A 16,650-nucleotide genomic window follows, 5' to 3' on the forward strand; every position below is an offset into this window, starting at 1 on the left:
ACCAAGGTAACCTGCATTATCCCCACCCATATCTTCTTGGCTAGGGCTTTCGTGTGGATTTTAGCTAAATCGACAGGTTTCGTCTCCGAACTGCTACAGTCAGGCCGGACCCGATTTGGTCCGGACTATGCATCCAGGGCTGCTTGATCCGGCATGACGCGTGACTAGGGTTCCGAGCGCGTCATTTCGGCGGAGGATCGCCATGGAATGTTTGGGCATGGACCCTGTTCGGCCGCTGCGCTAAGCGTGGGCGGAGCTGCTACCTGTTTGCACAAGGTGAAAGGGCCGACATGTCCCATCTGGACCAAGTACTCGCTAAGATTGATGCGGACCTTGAAGTCTCGCTGAACCGGCTGTTCCGGTGGCTGGAAGTGCCGTCCATCTCCACCGATCCCGCCTATAAGGACCATTGCCGTGCGGCGGGCCAGTGGCTTGCGGAGGAGCTGAAGAACATCGGCATCGACGCCTCCTTGCGGGAAACAGGCGGACATCCGGCGGTCGTTGCCCATGCCAAGGGCGAGGGAAAGCTTCGTGCCCTGTTCTATGGCCATTACGACGTGCAGCCAGTGGACCCGCTGGATCTCTGGGACAGGGCGCCCTTCGAGCCAAGCATCATCACGCTTCCCGACGGTCGCAAGGCCATCAGCGCCCGCGGCGCTGCGGACGACAAGGGCCAGGTGCTGACCTTTGTCGAGGCCTGCCGCGCCTGGAAGGCGGTGACGGGCTCACTGCCGATCAACATCACCTTCCTTGTGGAGGGCGCGGAGGAGGATGGGTCCAAGTTCCTGCCCGAATTCATCGAGGCCAACAAGGATGAGCTGAAGGCCGATGTCGCCCTGGTCTGCGACACGAACATGTGGAATCAGGACACGCCGCAGATCACCTCCTCCCTGCGCGGCATGGTCTATGAGGAGGTGATCGTGCGCTGTGCCGACCGGGACCTGCACTCAGGCCAGTTCGGTGGCGCTGCGCGCAACCCGATCCACGTGCTCTCCAAGATCATCGCAGCCATCCACGACGAGAGCGGCCGCATCACCATCAAGGGCTTCTATGACGGCGTGCCGGAAACCCCGCCGGAGGTACTGGAGCAGTGGAGGGGTCTCGGCCTCGGCGAGGCGGAATTCCTCGGCCCCATCGGGCTGAAGCATTCCGCGGGGGAGACAGATCGCATGCTCATCGAGCAGGTACAGTCCCGGCCGACCTGCGACGTGAACGGCATTATCGGCGGCTACACGGGCGAGGGCACCAAGACGGTAATCGCTGCGGAGGCCCGGTGCAAAATCTCCTTCCGCCTCGTGGGCGATCAGGACCCGGAGAAGATTTCGGCCAACTTCCAGGCCTTCGTGCGCGAGCGCATTCCCGCCGATTGCTCGGTTGAGTTCATCAAGCACAAGGGTTCCCGCGCCCTCGCTCTGCCGCATGACTTCCCGGCCCTGGTGGCAGCAAGGTCGGCTCTCCGGGACGAGTGGGATAAGGACCCGATCGTCATCGGCTCCGGAGGTTCGATCCCGGTCGGCGGGGATTTCAAGCGCATCCTCGGTCTGGATACGCTCTTCGCCGGTTTCGGTCTCGATGACGACCGCATCCATTCACCGAATGAGAAGTACGATCTGAAGAGCTTCCACAAGGGCACCCGCTCCTGGGCCCGCATTCTCGCGGCTCTGGCGGAATAGGGTGCGGCTCCGGCAGGCCGGCGCGCGCCGATCTCCCATCTTCAGAGGGATCTGTGGCGCCGGCCTGCCCTTCCGTATGCCCGGAGCGGGTTGAGGCTCAGCGACGCTCCTTACTTTCGCGCAGACTTTGCAGGGGGGGCTTGCTTTCCGGTGCGGCGTCCGCACAGCCGTAATGGCTTGCGGGTACGTCAATTCTATGCAAATGAGATGCGTTCTTAATATCAAGGGGCGCCCGTCGAGGGTGCGGATGTGGAGCCATGAGGACGTCTTCCTGGGTATGTGCGCTGTTTGCAGTTGCCTGCGGTCTGCCCCTGAACGCCGCAGCACAGGAGGGTGCCGCCGCACCCGCGGAGGAGATCGAGGAGATCGTCGTCATCGGCAGCGGTTCCCAGGTCGGGCTGACCGGTACCTATGCCGGCGGTCAGGTCGCCAGGGGCGGCAGGGCCGGCCTGCTGGGCAACCTGGACATGATGGACACTCCTTTCGCGACCACGGCCTATACCGCCGACCTCATCCGGGAGCAGCAGGCCCGTAGCGTGGCCGACGTGCTGCAGAACGATCCGGTGGTGCGTGTCGCCCGCGGCTTCGGGAACTTCCAGGAGCTGTATGTCATCCGCGGCTTCCCGGTCTATTCCGACGACATGACCTATAACGGCGTCTACGGCATCCTGCCCCGCCAGTATGTGGCGGCGGAACTGCTGGAGCGGGTGGAGGTGTTTCGCGGCGCGAATTCATTCCTGAACGGTGCGGCGCCCGGCGGCAGTGGCGTCGGCGGGGCGATCAATCTGGTCCCCAAACGGGCCCCGAACGAGCCCCTGAACCGCGTCACCCTGGGCTTCGAGAATGACGGCCAGGGCTATGGCGCAGTGGACTTCGCACGGCGCTTCGGCTCCGGTGAAGGGGTGGGCGTGCGCCTGAACGCCGTCCGGCGGGACGGCGAAACCTCGATCGAGGACCAGGACCGGGAATTGACGGTGCTGTCGCTGGGCAGCGATTATCAGGGGGAACGGTTCCGCTTCTCCGCCGACATCGGCTACCAGGACCACCACATAGATGCGCCGCGCCCCAGCGTGACTCCGGCAGGCGGGATTCCCCGTGCTCCGGATGCAGGTTCCAACTTCGCCCAGCCCTGGACCTACACGGACGAGGAGCAGCTCTTCGGCGCGGTGCGCGGCGAGTATGATGTCACGGACAGCATCACCGTCTGGGCTGCGGCCGGCGGCCGGGACGGCAAGGAGGACAACGTCCTGGCCAATCCCACGGCCGTGGCGGATGGAACCACCACCACCTACCGCTTCGACAATGTGCGCGAGGACGAGGTGTTCTCGGCCGATGCGGGCGTGCGCGGCGAGTTCGCGACCGGCCCCGTGGAACACCGGCTTGTGCTGTCGGGCTCGACCGTCTCCCTCAAATCCCGAAACGCCTACGCATTCTCGAACTTCGCCGGTTTCGCGGGCAGCCTGTACGACACTGTGACTGTCGAGCCCCCGGCCGCGGACTTCTTCGTCGGCGGAAGCCTGTCCGATCCGCGCGTGACGGAGAGGACGGACAATTCCGGCATCGCGGTCGCCGACATGCTGTCGTTCCTGGACGGGGCGGTCCTGCTGACCCTGGGCGTCCGCTATCAAGAGATCGAGACAAAGTCCTACGACTACAACACGGGCGCGGAGCTTTCCCGCTACAAAGACGATGCCACGACCCCGTCCGTCGCCCTGGTCTACAAGCCGATGGAGGAGGTCTCGCTTTACGGCAACTATGCCGAAAGCCTCCAGCCCGGGCAGATCGCTCCGGCCACCAGCGGCGGCGTTCCCGTGCTGAACGCCGGGGAAGTCCTGGCGCCCTTCCGGGCCAAGCAGTACGAGGTCGGAGCCAAGTATGACGGCGGCGATTTCGGCGGCACTCTCAGCCTGTTCTCCACCACCCTGCCCAGCGCTTTCGTCATCGATAATGTCTTCACCGATGCCGGCCGGCAGCGGAACCGCGGGGCGGAATTGAGCCTGTTCGGTGAGCCGGTGGACGGGCTGCGGGTGCTCGGCGGCCTTACCTGGGTGGAGGCCGAGCTGCGGCGCACGGCGGACGGGCTGTTCGAGGGCAACACCGCGGTCGGCGTGCCGGACTTGCAGGCCAACCTCAATGTGGCCTGGGATGTGCCAGCGGTTCCAGGCCTTACATTGGATACGCGCCTGACCTATACCGCCTCCCAATATACGGACGCGGCCAACGCCACGGAAATCCCGTCCTGGACCCGCTGGGATCTGGGCGTCGGCTACGAGACGGAGATCATGGGACGGCCGGTTTCCCTGCGGGGCAGGGTCGAGAATGTCATGGATAAGGATTATTGGGCCTCCGCCGGCGGGTTCCCCGGCGCAAACTATCTGGTCCTGGGCGGTCCGCGCACCTTCGTCCTTTCCGCCTCCACCGAGTTCTGATCACGCGAGGAGCACCGGACATGATGACATCCAAGGCCATCCGCACCTGGTCGTTCGTCCACAAATGGACCAGTTTGGCCTGTACGGTCTTCATGCTGATGCTCTGCCTCACGGGCATGCCGCTGATCTTCCATCATGAGATCGAGCATGCGCTGGAAGGGGAGGAGTGGGTCCCGGCCAACCCCGACGGTGCCCTGCTGGACCTGGACCAGGTGCTGGACCGGGCCATCGCCAACCGGCCCGGCGAGGTGCCGGTGTTCATGAGCTTCGACGAGGACCGACCGGTGGTGAACGTAACCACGGCTCCGCTGCCGAGCTCGCCGGAAAGCGAGATGCATTTTGCTTCCTTCGACCGGACCAGCGGCGATCTGGTGCCGCCGGCGGCGGGCGGCGGCTTCATGGATTTTCTGCTGCAACTCCACACGGACATGTTCCTGGGACTGCCGGGAATGCTGTTCCTGGGGTTCATGGGGCTCCTGTTCACGGTGTCCGTCGTCTCCGGCGTGGTGCTCTACGCCCCATTCATGCGCAAGCTCGGTTTCGGCACCCTCCGGCTCCGCCAGTCGCGGCGGGTGAAGTGGCTGGACTGGCATAATCTGCTGGGCATCGTCACGGTCGCCTGGGTGCTGGTGGTGGGGCTGACGGGCGTGGTCAACACCCTGGCGACGCCGATCATTGGGCTGTGGCGCACGGATCTGGCGCGCGAGCTGGCCGCCGACCATGAGGCCGGCGCGGCGGTGGGCGGCTCAGTGCATGCGGCCGTGGAGTTGGCCCGGCAGCAGGCCCCCGGAAACTGGGTGCAGTTCGTCGCCTTTCCGGGTAGCGGCTTTTCCACGGACCGGCATTTCGCCGTGTTCCTGCAGGGTGACACGCCGGTCACCAAGCATATCATAACGCCCGTGCTGGTGGATGCGGCCACCGGCGCCTATGACGGCATGCGGGAGATGCCGTGGTATGCCAAGGCACTGTCCCTGTCGCAGCCGCTGCATTTCGGCGATTATGGCGGCCTGCCGCTGAAGATCCTATGGGCGCTGCTGAACACCGCGACCATCATCGTGCTGGGCAGCGGGGTTTATCTCTGGCTCCGTCGACCGGTCTCCGCTCGTCTGCCGCAATCCATGGGGCGGAACGGCGCCGCGGCACCCCGGCCGGAGGGGGCGTGAATGCCGGCCGGATACTCGCCCGCTCGCATATATGGCGTGCCGACGGTCATCGCCGTGCTGAGCATGGTCGGTCTCATCGTGGCGCTGTTCGGTGATGGCGGCTGGGACGTCGCCGCTTGGCTGGGGCTGTGCGCCCCGGTGCTGGCAACCGCCTGGGCTGTCTGGAGCCGCCCCCGTTCGAGGGAATAGGCAGCACAGTCTGCCAGCTTACCTGTTGCAGGTTCATGCATCAGGTCTATGTCACCATCTCCCTGGCGGGCGTTCTTGTGCTGGTTCTGGCCCTCTGCTCCAGGACCGTCAAGAAGACGCCCCTGGCGGAACCGCTCATCGCTACGCTCCTCGGCATCGCAGCGGGACCGCATCTACTAGGCTGGGTCGATCTTGCCCACTGGGGCAAGCCAGAAACCATTCTGGTTGAGGCGACGCGGCTCGCGCTCTCCATCGCGCTGATGGGGGTGGCCCTGCGGATCAGCATGAGCGATCTCCGCACGGTGGGCCGGCCGGTGCTGTGGCTGCTGACCGCAGGCATGCTGCTGATGACCGGCCTGGGCTGGCTGACCGCATGGTGGGTTCTGGGGCTGGCGCCGGTACTTGCCCTGCTGGTGGGAGCTGTTCTTGCGCCGACGGACCCGGTCGTGTCCTCATCCATCGTCTCGGGGGAGTTCGCGGCCAGCCACCTGCCGGTCCGTGTGCGCGCCGTACTCTCGCTGGAGTCCGGGGCCAATGACGGGCTGGCATACCCGTTCGTAATGCTGCCTCTGCTGCTGCTCACCCACAGTCCTGCGGGGGAGCCGGTGCTGACCTGGCTACTGGACCGGTTCCTGGTGGATGTTGTGCTGGCGGCGCTGGGCGGGGCCGCGCTCGGTTATGCGACGGGCAAGGCCCTGAAGGGGGCGGAGCGGTTGGGCATGGTGGAAAGCTATTCCATGCTCACCCTGACCATCTCCCTCTCGCTCCTCACCCTTGGGCTGGCGCGGATCACGGGCACGGACGGGCTGGTGGCGGTATTCACGGCGGGCCTTGCCTTCAATGCCGCCAGCGGCAGCGCCGACAGGCAGGCTGAGGAGCGGGTGCAGGAGGGGGTCAACCAGCTTTCCACCCTTCCGGTCTTCCTGCTGTTCGGCGCAGCGCTCCCCTGGAGCGACTGGGCCGAGGCGCCGTGGATGTACGCCCTGTTCGCTGTCCTGATCCTGGTGCTCCGCCGTCCGCCCATGTTCCTGGCGCTGTGGCCGATCCTGAAACGGCCCCCTCTGGACGGCCGGGACATGGCGTTCCTGGGTTGGTTCGGCCCGCTTGGCGTTGCCGCCATCTTCTACAGCACCCACGCGGCGGAGAAATCGGGGGAGGGGATCGTCTGGTACGCGGGCGCAGCGGCCGTGCTCGCCTCTGTCATCGCCCATGGGACGAGTGCGGCATCGCTGACCATGCTTTACGCCCGCCATGGCGGACGCCAGCCGCGGGAGCCGGAGCGGGCGGCGGAGGCGATGTCCGCCAAGAGCTGATTTCCCGGAAATACGGGACTGGCGCAGCGTGCAGTTCTGTCGTAGCAGGGCCGGTCGGTGGGGCTCATAGACCCCACCGACCCACCGGACTGCTCATGGACGCATGGGCGTTCACACCTGCCGGTCTTCAGACAGGATCAGCCACCCGGTTCTGTTGATCCAGGAAGAACCGCATCATTTCGCGCGAGGCATCGGGCCCCCGCGGATCGGTGTAGGAGCCGGCGGCACTTCCCCCCGCCCAGGCATGTCCGGCCCCATGGATGGTCCAGACTTCGCCCAGCGTGCGCCCCTTGTCGTCGCTCCGGACCGTGCGGCTGTAGGCATGTCCGCCGGGGGCCTGGCCTCTTTGGCTTGTCAACCTGCTCCCGCCTGCCGGACCTGCAAACTGGCCGGCCACCGCATCGCCGTTGCGCGGATTGACAGTGGTGTCCTGGTCGCCGTGGAAGATGATCGCGGGAATGGCGCGGTCAGCCAGCCGATCCGCGGCCGAGCCCTGCCGCATCGCCGTGAAGGCGGAGGGCATGTCCCTGGCCGCCCCGACCGGCAGGCCCGAATGAATGCCGACGGCGGCATAAAGATCCGGATAGGCCGCCGCCATGATGGCGGCCGCAGCGCCGCCAGCGGACAGGCCTGCAATATAGACGCGGGCCGGGTCCACATCGTGGTCGCGCATGATCTGCCGCGTGATGCCGGCAAGCAGGGAAGGTTCGCCCCGGTCGCGCCGCTGATCCTCCGGATTGAACCAGTTCCAGCACCTGTTCGCATTGGCCGATGTCGGCTGGGCCGGATAGGCGACCAGAACGCCGAATTCTTCCGCCAGACTGTTCATGCGGGTTCCGGCGGCGAAGTCGTCCGGGGACTGGGTGCAGCCGTGCAGCATCACCACCAGCGGACGCCGTCCTTCCGGCAGGTTGGCGGGCACATAGAGCTTGTAGGCCCTGGTGCCGGCCTGATTGCTGTAGGACGCGGTCAGGAAGGCGGCGCCGTCGGGCAATGGATCGGCCGCGGGCCGCGCGCCGGCAATGCCGCCGCCAAAGCCCGGCTTCACCTTGACCTTGAGTTGACGCAACGTTTCGGCAAGCCCGTGCCGTGGGCGTGCATGCAGTCCGGCACCGAATGCACCGGCGCGATCAGCGTCAGGCTTGGCCTTGGGCTTGGCGCCAGGCCGGGACGCCGGGCCATCCAACACCACATAATCCGCGTCGATCGTGGCGGGAGAGGCCTTGGTTGCCGGTTCCGGGCTGCCTGAACTCTGGAACAGGCGCTGGATCAGCGCGGTGGCCTCCGCCAGCTTGCCGTCACGGGTGAGGCGGGTCGCTTCTTCCATACCGGCTTTGAAATCGAAGGGCATATCGGGTCCTTGCATGCGCATTTTTGCGCAGAGAATGGGTTGGTGCCCCTGAAGGGGACGCCGGAGATCACTGGATGCGGTCGGCCAGGGCGGCCTTGACGGCGGCACTGGCGTGCAGCGCGCCCAGGACAGAGAGAGAGGAGATGGATGCGCGGGCGAGCTCGGGGCTGACATCCTGGGCAATGCTGGCAAGCCCCAACACGCGGATGTCCAGCATTTCTCCAGCATCGCGCACTGCTTCGAGGTCCCGGCGGCTGAAGTGCCGCAGGCCGAGATCCACGCTCTTCCGCGTTACGGCCTGCCGAACCACGTCGGCGTGCCGATCGATCTGGTTGCGGATCGCCGTCCGGATGAGATCGGTGCGGTTGGAATAGAAGCCTTCCTGGACCAGAAGATCGATCTGACCCAGATCGACGAAGCCGAGATTGATCGTGATCTTCTCGCTCTCGGCCATTTTCGGGCGTATCTCGTGAACATTGTCCGCCATCGCTGATCCATCCAATCACCATCCATGTGGATGGTATATGGAGTTGGTTCGAGTCGATTGCAAGGATGGAAAACAAGGACCGCCAATCCGCGCCGGTTCCTGACAGCCCGTAACACCTTCGCCAGCGGCATGTTGTGTTGCATTGCACAAGCTCTGTGCTGGAGCCGTAACGATGAACAGAATTCACCACCACCGCCCCGCATCCGGTCCGCATCTGACGCGCACAGGCGCCGTCATTGGCATGACCGCGCTTGCACTCGCCGCCGCGGCGGCAAATGCCTATCAGACCCGCCGGGCCGAGAGGCGGAATCCTCCCGTCGGCCGGTTCGCGGATGTCGACGGGGTGCGGCTCCATTATTTGGAGAAGGGTGACGGGCCGCCTGTCGTTCTCCTCCATGGCAACATCGTTTCCGCCCAGGATTTCGTATACAGCGGCCTTTTCGACCGGCTGGCGGCCCGATACAGGGTCATCGCGATCGAGCGGCCGGGTTTCGGTTATAGCGAGCGGCCGCGGGGCACCGCATGGACGCCGCGGGCGCAGGCTGACCTTCTGAGCCGCGCCTTTGATGTTCTAGGAGCTGAGCAGCCCCTGGTTCTTGGCCACTCGTGGGGAGCGCTGGTTGCGGCGGCCCTTGCCCTTGATCATCCGGAGGCGGTGCGCGGCCTTGTCCTGCTGGGCGGCTATTACTACCCGACTGCACGTGCGGACGTGGTCTTGACCGGACCGCCGGCCCTACCGGTTGTCGGCGACCTGTTCTGCCATACGGTTTCGCCGCTGGTGGGCGCTGCCCTGATGCCGGTCTTCATCAAAGGGATGTTTACGCCGCAGCAGGTGCCGGCGCGGTTCTCACGCTCCTTCTCCACCGGAATGGCGCTCCGGCCCAGCCAGCTTCAGGCAATGTCCAGGGACGGCGCCATGATGGCCGCCGCCGCGTCCGGCCTGCAGCACAGGTATGGAGAGCTGAGAATGCCGCTCGCCATCATCGCCGGAGCCGGAGACAAGGTCGCGGATATCGACCGGCAGTCGAAACGTCTCCATGAGGAGGTTCGGCATAGTTCTCTGCGCCTGATACAGGATGCCGGCCATATGGTGCACTATGCCGTGCCGGACGAGGTTGCAGCCGCGGTGGACGAGGTGGCGGCAAGGGCCGGGCAGCGAGCCCGGCTTGGCGCTACGGAAACAGTCCTGGACCGTTCGGCGGCTCTGACCTAGCGGTCGTTGCCCGCCAGGGTGATCTGGGCTTGATGGCTGGAAGCCATGCCGTTGTTCATTGCCCACATGGCCGCCTGGGTCCGATTGGTAACCTTCAACTTCCGCATCAGGCTTTTCAGGTGGACCTTGACTGTGGCCTCTCTGATGCGCAGAGCATTGGCGATCACCTTGTTGCTCTCGCCGTCCAGAAGGGCGCGCAGGATCTGCGTCTCACGTCCGGACAGGCCGCTCATCCGCACATTCGTCGCTTCGGAATAAGGCGCCTCGCGAAGAAGGCGCATCAGCTCGGAAGGAAACACCTTTTCGCCCATGGCGACCAGGCGCATCGCCTGCGCCAGCGCCTCCACCGAACGGTCCTTGGTGAGGCAGCCGTCGGCGCCGGCCTCGAACACCGTCTGCAGCCGTCCGGCCGTCGGGGTTGCCGTCAGATGGACGATACGCACCCCGGGCAGGGCCTCCTTGAGGGTAAGGATGTCTGTTCCCAAACTCTGATCGGCTGCAACATCCAGCAGGACGATATCAACCCGGTCCTTGAGATCGCGGGCGCTGAGGAGCCGCAGCGCGGTTGCTACATCGCCCGCCTCGACAATCACCTGCATATCCTGCGGGAGGATGCAGCCGAGCCCGGCTCGGAAAAGATTGCATGGGTCGATGATTAGAAGCCCGGTGTGATCCATGATTATTCCCTGGTATGCTATGGTCCCGCATATAAATGTAGAGCAGACTACCACCTGTTGAGTGGCGATGCTCATTTTTCCGAGGATTATTATGGGTCCGCGCGAACTATTTCGGCGCGGCTGTGACTATTCCAGTAATGTTCTTCAACCTTGAGCCCCGCCGCCGTGCGTGACGCAGTGTGGTCGCTGCGGCAAGCCGACGGCAAACCGATCCACCATGTCCATTTGTTGGAAAGGGGTGATCCCGCAACCGGCTGACCGCTTCAGCTTCGTCGAAGCTGATTGAATTGAATTGTGCAGCCGTGGTCGGCATCGGTTTCTGCGCCCAGCAGCGTTCCTCGGCCCGCGCCGGCGCAATGCTCCCGAGCCGGCCCCTGCGGCCTGTCGGCTTTGCCGCCGCGCTGGTTGTCCTGAATGGCGGTCACAGGGCCAAGCCGGCAGACCGCCCTTCAGTAAGCTCGCCAGAGATCACGGCGTGCTGCTGTACTATCTGGAGGTGGACAAAGAGGGTTGGACTTTTGAACAGATCCAATCAGAAGCGGCCTGCGCCTGCTTTTGGAGTTCATACCAGATTGGACGGTGGCGTCCCTGATCAGCTCTGCCAGCAGCGCGACGGGCCGCTGTCCAGATGGACGAAGCCGGACTTCGGATAATATCCGACGCCGCCGCAGTCGAGATGCTCGGCCGCCCGACGGATCTGCTCCAGGCTGCGCCCAGGCAGCCATAGATCCGCTGCCCGGCCCAGCGTGTGATAGCTGCGGGAGACGGCCCGGCCGCGACGCACCAGGCGCGCATTGGTCTTCTCGCTCCGGTAGCCGGATGTCACATGAAACGGGGCCGGGGTGTCCAGGCGGTGCTGGACCTGCCATAGGAAATCGAGCAGTTGCGGATCGACGTCGCACATCTCGCCTGTGTTCCGGTCGCGGAGCAGGTTGCTGACCTCGACCAGAGCTTCCGGAATATAGCGCCCGTCCGCCCAGTAGGTGGCGCGGAATGTCTCACCATCGGCCGTGGCCAGAAGGTGTAGCCGCCGCGGCTTGCGCGGCGGGACGAACACATCTGAACGGGCCTGGGCGGGTGCGACCAGAAGCATGGCGGCACTGGTCAGGATGAACTGACGACGGTGGAGCATAGCTTCCTTGATCTGGTAGGTGGCAAGATCATGAAACCCCAATAGCTGGATCGGCCCGGCCGGGGATACCTCATCAAAGTGGGTCCGGCGGACTCAAAGGCAGCAGTTCTATCCGATCGGAAGGGCAGACCTGCGGGCCGGGCAGGGCGGAACCCGACATAAGCTGCTGAATAAACACTATTTTAACGATACTTACCCAAGTTCCCGGCCGAACAGGAGAGGGACCGCCGAGGTCGCATGGTGGTCCGTTCCATCTCGGCGCGTGACTCCCGGGGTGGAAGGAACAGGCAGTGGTGGTACGGCAGCTCCTCATGCGCTCCGTGAATCGGCGGCCGTCGTCCGGCCTGGAGTCGGACCCGGCCCGCGCGCCGGTGCGAAGCGGACTGAACGCGCTGGCATCCGCAATTGCAGACTGCTTCCACGTTACTGCAAAGATCCGGCCTGTCCGGGCGGCCTTTCTGCTGGTAGCCGTCTCAATCCTGGGGAGCATGACCCCTGCCGCATCGGCGGAAGAAACGGCTGATCCTTGGCAGCGCTTTGCCGCCGTCGTTTTCCATGACCTCACCACCAAGAACGGGCTTCCGCACGATACGGTAAGCGCCATGGCGGAGGACCGGGACGGGCTGATCTGGATCGGCACCTTTGGCGGGCTCGTCCGCTATGACGGTTATCGGTTGCAGAGCATGGAGGGGCGGGCAGGCAGCACCGGAGCCTTGCCGGACGCCTATGTCCGCAGTCTGCTGCCCTTGCAGGACGGCCGGATGCTGATCGGCACCAACGCCGGCGGGCTGGTCATCCACGATCCCGTGCACGACCGCTTCCAGCCCGTCCCGATCGGCCCCGGCGGGACCTCCCACGCCAAGATATTCGCGCTGGCTGCATCCCGTGGGGAAGCGGTCTGGATTGCCACCGAGCAGGGGCTGGACCGCATGGACGTCGCCAGCGGCGCGATCCGGCCGGTTCCATTGCAGTTCGCCGATGGCAGCGAACCCGAAAGCCGCCGCCTGTTCGCCGTGATGGAGGACAGCAAGGGCAATCTGTGGATCGGCGGAAAGCTGGGGCTGGCGGTCCGCTGGGCCGGTTCGGCGGCATTCCACCGTCTCGAAGCCGCGGACCCTGAAGCCGCCACCGTCCTGGCGGGTGAGACCTGGGCGTTCCTGGAGGACTCCAAGGGCCGCATCTGGTTCGGCACCGGCGTGTCCGGCGCCGGCTACATCGATCCCGGCACCCGCCGCGCCCATACGCTGCCCGGCCTGTCGGAGCCGGGAGGACTGGCGAACCGGCGGACCATCCGCAGCATCCTGGAGGTCGCGCCGGACCGGTTCTGGTTCGGCACCGACGGGGCCGGCATCATCCTTGCCGACATGAATACCGGCTACACCGACCGGCTGGCGAACGATCCCGCCATCGCCACCAGCCTCAACGGCGACGGCATACGCAGCCTGATCGCCGATCGGTCGGGCAATGTCTGGGTCGGCACCCACCGCGGCGTGGAGCGGCACGATCCCCTGGCGCGCACGGTGCGCAGCATTTTCGCATCCCCCAGCGCCGCGCGCGGCCTGAGCGTCGACGGGGTGATATCGACGCTGACCAGCCGGGACGGCCGCGTCTGGGCGGGGCTGGTGCTCGGGCGCATCGACGTGTTCGATCTGGCCGTCGGGCAGGTGCACCGGCTGGCCCTGCCGGAGCCGCAGGCGGGCCGCGATGTGCAGGCGCTGCTTCAGCTTCCCGATGGTCAGGTCCTCGCCGGCTCACGCGGCGTGGCCCGGATCGACCCCTTCAGCTTCGCCGTCACGCCTTCCGCCATCGCCTGCGTCGAGGACAGGATCATCCTTTTCCTGGGGCTGGACGGCCAGGATATCCTGGTCGGCACCTATGACGGCCTGTTCCGCTACACCCCGGCATCGGGCGCCTGCACCTCTTACCAGCATGACCCCGCCAATCCGGAAAGCCTGGCCGACAATCATGTCCGTGTCGCCTTGCGGCTGCCCGACGGCCGGCTGGTGGTTGGAACGGCCCGGGGAATCAGCATCGCGGAACCCGGAGCGTCCGTCTTCCGCAGCATCCGGCCGATGCAGGGGAACCCGCAGGCGCTGCCCCACGGCTATGTCACCAACATCAGCGTCGACTCTTCCGGACGTCTCTGGGTTGCCATGTCGGGCGGCGGCATCGCCACGACCACCCTGGACCAGCTGGCCGGGACGCCGAATTTCGAGGTGATCGACCGGCGGCACGGGATGCCGCACAACAATGTGGATTCGCTGGTCCAGGATGCTGCGGGCCGCTTCTGGGCCGCGACGCCGACCAATCTGGTCGCCATCGATCCCGGGACACGGGCCGTGCGCCGCCTGGGTGAGCGGGACGGGGTGACCGTGGACAGCTATTTTATCCGCGGAATGGGAACGGGGCCGAACGGCGAAATCCTGTTCGGCGGGCCCGGCGGACTGTCCATCATCGATCCGGACGCGCTGGAGCATACGGCGCCGAACCCGGCGCTGGCGATCACCGGCCTCAGCATCAACCAGACCTCCCTGCCGCCTGCCGCCGTTCCTGTTCATGGCGGCGTGCTGGAGCTTGCTCCGGCGGAACGCAGCCTCAAGGCGGATTTCGCCCTGCTGGATTACAGGGCCCGGTCGGACCTGCGCTATTACCACAAGCTGGAGGGGTTCGACGCGGACTGGATCGAGGCGGCGCAGCTCCTGCCGTCCGCGACCTATACCAACCTGCCGTCGGGCCGCTACGAGCTGCGGGTGCGGGCGGTGTCGGCGGCCAGCGGGCAGGAGAAGGGCGCCCTGTCGCTTCAGGTGCGGGTGGCGCCTTTCTGGTACGAGACCGACTGGTTCCGCATGCTTCTGGGTGTGGGCGGGTTCGGGTTCATCCTTCTGATCGTGCAGGCCCGGACGGCCATCCTGCGGCGGCGGCATCAGGCCCTTGAACGCGTGGTCGCGGCCCGCACGCAGGATCTTGAGGAAACCAACCAGCGCTTGGCGGAGGCGAAGGAAGCCGCGGAAGCGGCGGCAAATGCCAAGGCCGCCTTCCTGGCCAGCATGAGTCACGAAATCCGAACTCCGCTGAACGGGGTGATCGGCTTCAACAACCTTCTGCTTGAGAGCGATCTCGACCCGCAGCAACGAGCATGGTCCGAGGTGGTGCGGGATGCAAGCCGATCCCTGTTGACGGTGGTGAACGACGTTCTCGACCTGTCCCGCAGCGAGGCCGGGCAGCTCGAACTGGTGCTGGAGCCTTTTGCCCTTGCTGACTTCGTGCATGCCTCGGCGCGGATCGTGGCTGCGTCCGCGGCGGAGAAGGGGCTGTCACTGGAGGTGACGCTGGCCGACGGGCTACCCGCTTTTGTCCTGGGGGACATGCACCGGCTTCGTCAGGTGCTGTTAAACCTGCTCAACAATGCGGTGAAGTTCACGGAAACGGGTGGGATCACGGTCGCAGTATCCTCCCCCCAAACGCCGGGACAGGTCCGGGTCGCAGTCAGCGATACCGGCATCGGCGTGCCCGCGGACCGGCAGAACCGGCTGTTCCAGCGATTCAGTCAGGTTGATGCCACGCATGCCCGGAAATATGGCGGCACCGGTCTCGGGCTTGCGATCTGCAGGGCCATCGTGACCCGCATGGGCGGTACGATCGGGGTGGATTCCGCGGCGGGGCGCGGCAGCACCTTCTGGTTCGAGGTGCCTTTGCCGGAAACCGCCCCGGCGCAATCCTCTCCGACCCTTCCGGCCGGGCATGGGGCGGGGCGTCCCAGGCACATCCTCGTGGCGGAAGACTTGGCCGCGAACCAGCTCCTGGTCAGGACCATCCTGACCAGGGCCGGGCACACCGTCGATTTTGCGGAGGATGGGGCTGTGGCGGTGCGAAAGGTGCTGTCCGGCGACTACGACCTTGTGCTCATGGATGTGCAGATGCCCGAGATGGACGGGTTGGCGGCGACGCGCGCCATCCGGGCGCTGCCGGCCCCGGTCGGACGGGTGCCCATCCTGGCCCTGACCGCCAATGCCCTTCCGGAGGAGGTCGCCCTGTGTCGCGCCGCCGGCATGGACGGCTATCTGGGCAAGCCCATCGATCAGGCCGCCTTGCTGGCCGCCGTCGATGGCTGGAGTGTTGCTCACGGAACCGGGCTGCCTGCCTATCCCAAAGGGGCGCAGCCTGGGGCGGTGCTGGACGGGACAGTCTGGTCGGGGCTGAGCCGGAGCCTCGGCCCACAGCTCCATTCCGAACTGCTGGAATCCGTCGTCGAAACCATTCCCAGGCACCTGGATGCGCTGTTGTTCACGCAGGACCGGACACTGATCCGACATGAGGCCCATGCGCTCCGCTCCGTCGCATCCAATTTCGGTCTTGCCGCCCTGGCGGAAGCTGCCGGAGGACTGGAGCGGGCGGCGGGCCTGGCAGAGGAGCCGCTCGGGACCCGCTTGGAAGAGCTGCGGGCTGCGATGACGGCCACCTTGCGGGAGATACGCTCCCGCACCTCGGAGAAAGAGGCGCTGGAGCCTATCGTCCTGGATCATTCCTGAACCCGCGGTGCTGCTGCCCGGCGGGCGGCGCAAGCGCCATCCGCTGGAACCGAGGTCGAACTGCTGCCGGGCACGTAGCGAAGAAGGGCAGGAGCGGACGGCAAAGGAGACGGCCGGCCTTGGCCGGTCCGCCTTGCGCGCGTTCAGCCGGGGTGCCTCCCGGCGCCCGGCATCTGCATGGTAGCTGGGACAGAGACCGTCAGCGGCTTGGCTATTCGGGAACGGATGCGGGAATCTCACCGCCAATGCGCCGTGACTCCCCGGCAGTGTGCTGTCCTACGGGGCTGTTGTGCAGGCTGTCCGCGGTGGTGAAACCCGGCGCGCGGCGCGCCTGACTGACCAGTGCACAGGCGCTGGCCCGGAATCCTTGCATGGTGGCCGCATAGCGGCGTGTGCTATCGTCCATTCGTCGCTGCTCCCGAGCGCCTTCGAAGCCGACCCGGCTTCTTCAACTCTGCTTCTCAACATTCAGCCCCCCTCTGCTGTCACGGAAC

At 65.7% G+C, this 16,650-nt stretch carries 12 protein-coding genes; 7 read left to right on the plus strand and 5 right to left on the minus strand.

Going from position 1 to position 16,650, the window contains the following annotated elements; genetic code table 11:
* The first annotated feature begins 290 nt into the window (after positions 1-290).
* From DOL89_RS17530 to DOL89_RS17550, 5 genes are all read left to right on the plus strand, one after another.
* On the plus strand, positions 291-1,673 hold the full coding sequence (locus DOL89_RS17530; RefSeq protein WP_119680671.1) for a M20/M25/M40 family metallo-hydrolase: 1,383 nt from the start codon (positions 291-293) through the stop codon (positions 1,671-1,673).
* Between the two features lie 257 nt (positions 1,674-1,930).
* A complete protein-coding gene (locus DOL89_RS17535; protein ID WP_119680672.1) occupies positions 1,931-4,102 on the plus strand; it encodes a TonB-dependent receptor in 2,172 nt (723 codons plus the stop codon).
* Positions 4,103-4,125: 23 nt separating this feature from the next.
* On the plus strand, positions 4,126-5,265 hold the full coding sequence (locus tag DOL89_RS17540) for a PepSY-associated TM helix domain-containing protein (RefSeq protein WP_119681342.1): 1,140 nt from the start codon (positions 4,126-4,128) through the stop codon (positions 5,263-5,265).
* Positions 5,266-5,454: a hypothetical protein gene (locus DOL89_RS17545; protein ID WP_119680673.1), complete on the plus strand. Its 189-nt coding sequence runs from the start codon at positions 5,266-5,268 to the stop codon at positions 5,452-5,454.
* Positions 5,455-5,489: 35 nt separating this feature from the next.
* Entirely contained in the window at positions 5,490-6,767 is a 1,278-nt protein-coding gene (locus tag DOL89_RS17550) for a cation:proton antiporter domain-containing protein (protein WP_119680674.1), read from the plus strand.
* A gap of 127 nt (positions 6,768-6,894) precedes the next feature.
* Here DOL89_RS17550 and DOL89_RS17555 read toward each other — a convergent pair whose 3' ends face one another.
* Both DOL89_RS17555 and DOL89_RS17560 read right to left on the minus strand, forming a co-directional pair.
* A complete protein-coding gene (locus tag DOL89_RS17555; protein ID WP_119680675.1) occupies positions 6,895-8,118 on the minus strand; it encodes an extracellular catalytic domain type 1 short-chain-length polyhydroxyalkanoate depolymerase in 1,224 nt (407 codons plus the stop codon).
* A 67-nt stretch (positions 8,119-8,185) separates the two neighbouring features.
* Positions 8,186-8,605: a CopG family transcriptional regulator gene (locus DOL89_RS17560; RefSeq protein WP_119680676.1), complete on the minus strand. Its 420-nt coding sequence runs from the start codon at positions 8,603-8,605 to the stop codon at positions 8,186-8,188.
* Between the two features lie 241 nt (positions 8,606-8,846).
* Between DOL89_RS17560 and DOL89_RS17565 the strand changes: the two genes are divergently transcribed.
* Positions 8,847-9,818, plus strand: a complete 972-nt coding sequence (locus DOL89_RS17565) for an alpha/beta fold hydrolase (RefSeq protein ID WP_225890026.1) — start codon at positions 8,847-8,849, stop codon at positions 9,816-9,818.
* On the opposite strand, the gene DOL89_RS17570 is transcribed toward DOL89_RS17565, so the two are convergent.
* Both DOL89_RS17570 and DOL89_RS17575 read right to left on the minus strand, forming a co-directional pair.
* On the minus strand, positions 9,815-10,495 hold the full coding sequence (locus DOL89_RS17570) for a LuxR C-terminal-related transcriptional regulator (protein WP_162937630.1): 681 nt from the start codon (positions 10,493-10,495) through the stop codon (positions 9,815-9,817). The genes DOL89_RS17565 and DOL89_RS17570 overlap by 4 nt on opposite strands.
* A 592-nt stretch (positions 10,496-11,087) precedes the next feature.
* The gene (locus DOL89_RS17575; RefSeq protein WP_162937631.1) at positions 11,088-11,627 is read right to left on the minus strand and encodes a YcbK family protein; all 540 of its coding nucleotides are present in this window, start codon (positions 11,625-11,627) and stop codon (positions 11,088-11,090) included.
* Positions 11,628-12,115: 488 nt separating this feature from the next.
* Here DOL89_RS17575 and DOL89_RS17580 point away from each other — a divergent pair, with 488 nt between their 5' ends.
* A complete protein-coding gene (locus DOL89_RS17580) occupies positions 12,116-16,156 on the plus strand; it encodes a hybrid sensor histidine kinase/response regulator (protein ID WP_162937632.1) in 4,041 nt (1,346 codons plus the stop codon).
* Positions 16,157-16,367: 211 nt separating this feature from the next.
* Here DOL89_RS17580 and DOL89_RS25015 read toward each other — a convergent pair whose 3' ends face one another.
* A complete protein-coding gene (locus DOL89_RS25015) occupies positions 16,368-16,562 on the minus strand; it encodes a hypothetical protein (RefSeq protein ID WP_162937633.1) in 195 nt (64 codons plus the stop codon).
* Between the last annotated feature and the right edge of the window lie 88 nt (positions 16,563-16,650).

Source organism: Indioceanicola profundi, assembly GCF_003568845.1.
Lineage (GTDB): Bacteria > Pseudomonadota > Alphaproteobacteria > Azospirillales > Azospirillaceae > Indioceanicola > Indioceanicola profundi.

Bases quoted from the DNA above. Each gene is read 5' to 3' on its own strand.
- DOL89_RS17530 (WP_119680671.1), top strand. From the start codon at position 291: ATGTCCCATCTGGACCAAGTACTCGCTAAGATTGATGCGGACCTTGAA.
- DOL89_RS17535 (WP_119680672.1), top strand. From the start codon at position 1,931: ATGAGGACGTCTTCCTGGGTATGTGCGCTGTTTGCAGTTGCCTGCGGT.
- DOL89_RS17540 (WP_119681342.1), top strand. From the start codon at position 4,126: ATGACATCCAAGGCCATCCGCACCTGGTCGTTCGTCCACAAATGGACC.
- DOL89_RS17545 (WP_119680673.1), top strand. From the start codon at position 5,266: ATGCCGGCCGGATACTCGCCCGCTCGCATATATGGCGTGCCGACGGTC.
- DOL89_RS17550 (WP_119680674.1), top strand. From the start codon at position 5,490: ATGCATCAGGTCTATGTCACCATCTCCCTGGCGGGCGTTCTTGTGCTG.
- DOL89_RS17555 (WP_119680675.1), bottom strand. From the start codon at position 8,118: ATGCCCTTCGATTTCAAAGCCGGTATGGAAGAAGCGACCCGCCTCACC.
- DOL89_RS17560 (WP_119680676.1), bottom strand. From the start codon at position 8,605: ATGGCGGACAATGTTCACGAGATACGCCCGAAAATGGCCGAGAGCGAG.
- DOL89_RS17565 (WP_225890026.1), top strand. From the start codon at position 8,847: ATGACCGCGCTTGCACTCGCCGCCGCGGCGGCAAATGCCTATCAGACC.
- DOL89_RS17570 (WP_162937630.1), bottom strand. From the start codon at position 10,495: ATGGATCACACCGGGCTTCTAATCATCGACCCATGCAATCTTTTCCGA.
- DOL89_RS17575 (WP_162937631.1), bottom strand. From the start codon at position 11,627: ATGCTCCACCGTCGTCAGTTCATCCTGACCAGTGCCGCCATGCTTCTG.
- DOL89_RS17580 (WP_162937632.1), top strand. From the start codon at position 12,116: ATGACCCCTGCCGCATCGGCGGAAGAAACGGCTGATCCTTGGCAGCGC.
- DOL89_RS25015 (WP_162937633.1), bottom strand. From the start codon at position 16,562: ATGGACGATAGCACACGCCGCTATGCGGCCACCATGCAAGGATTCCGG.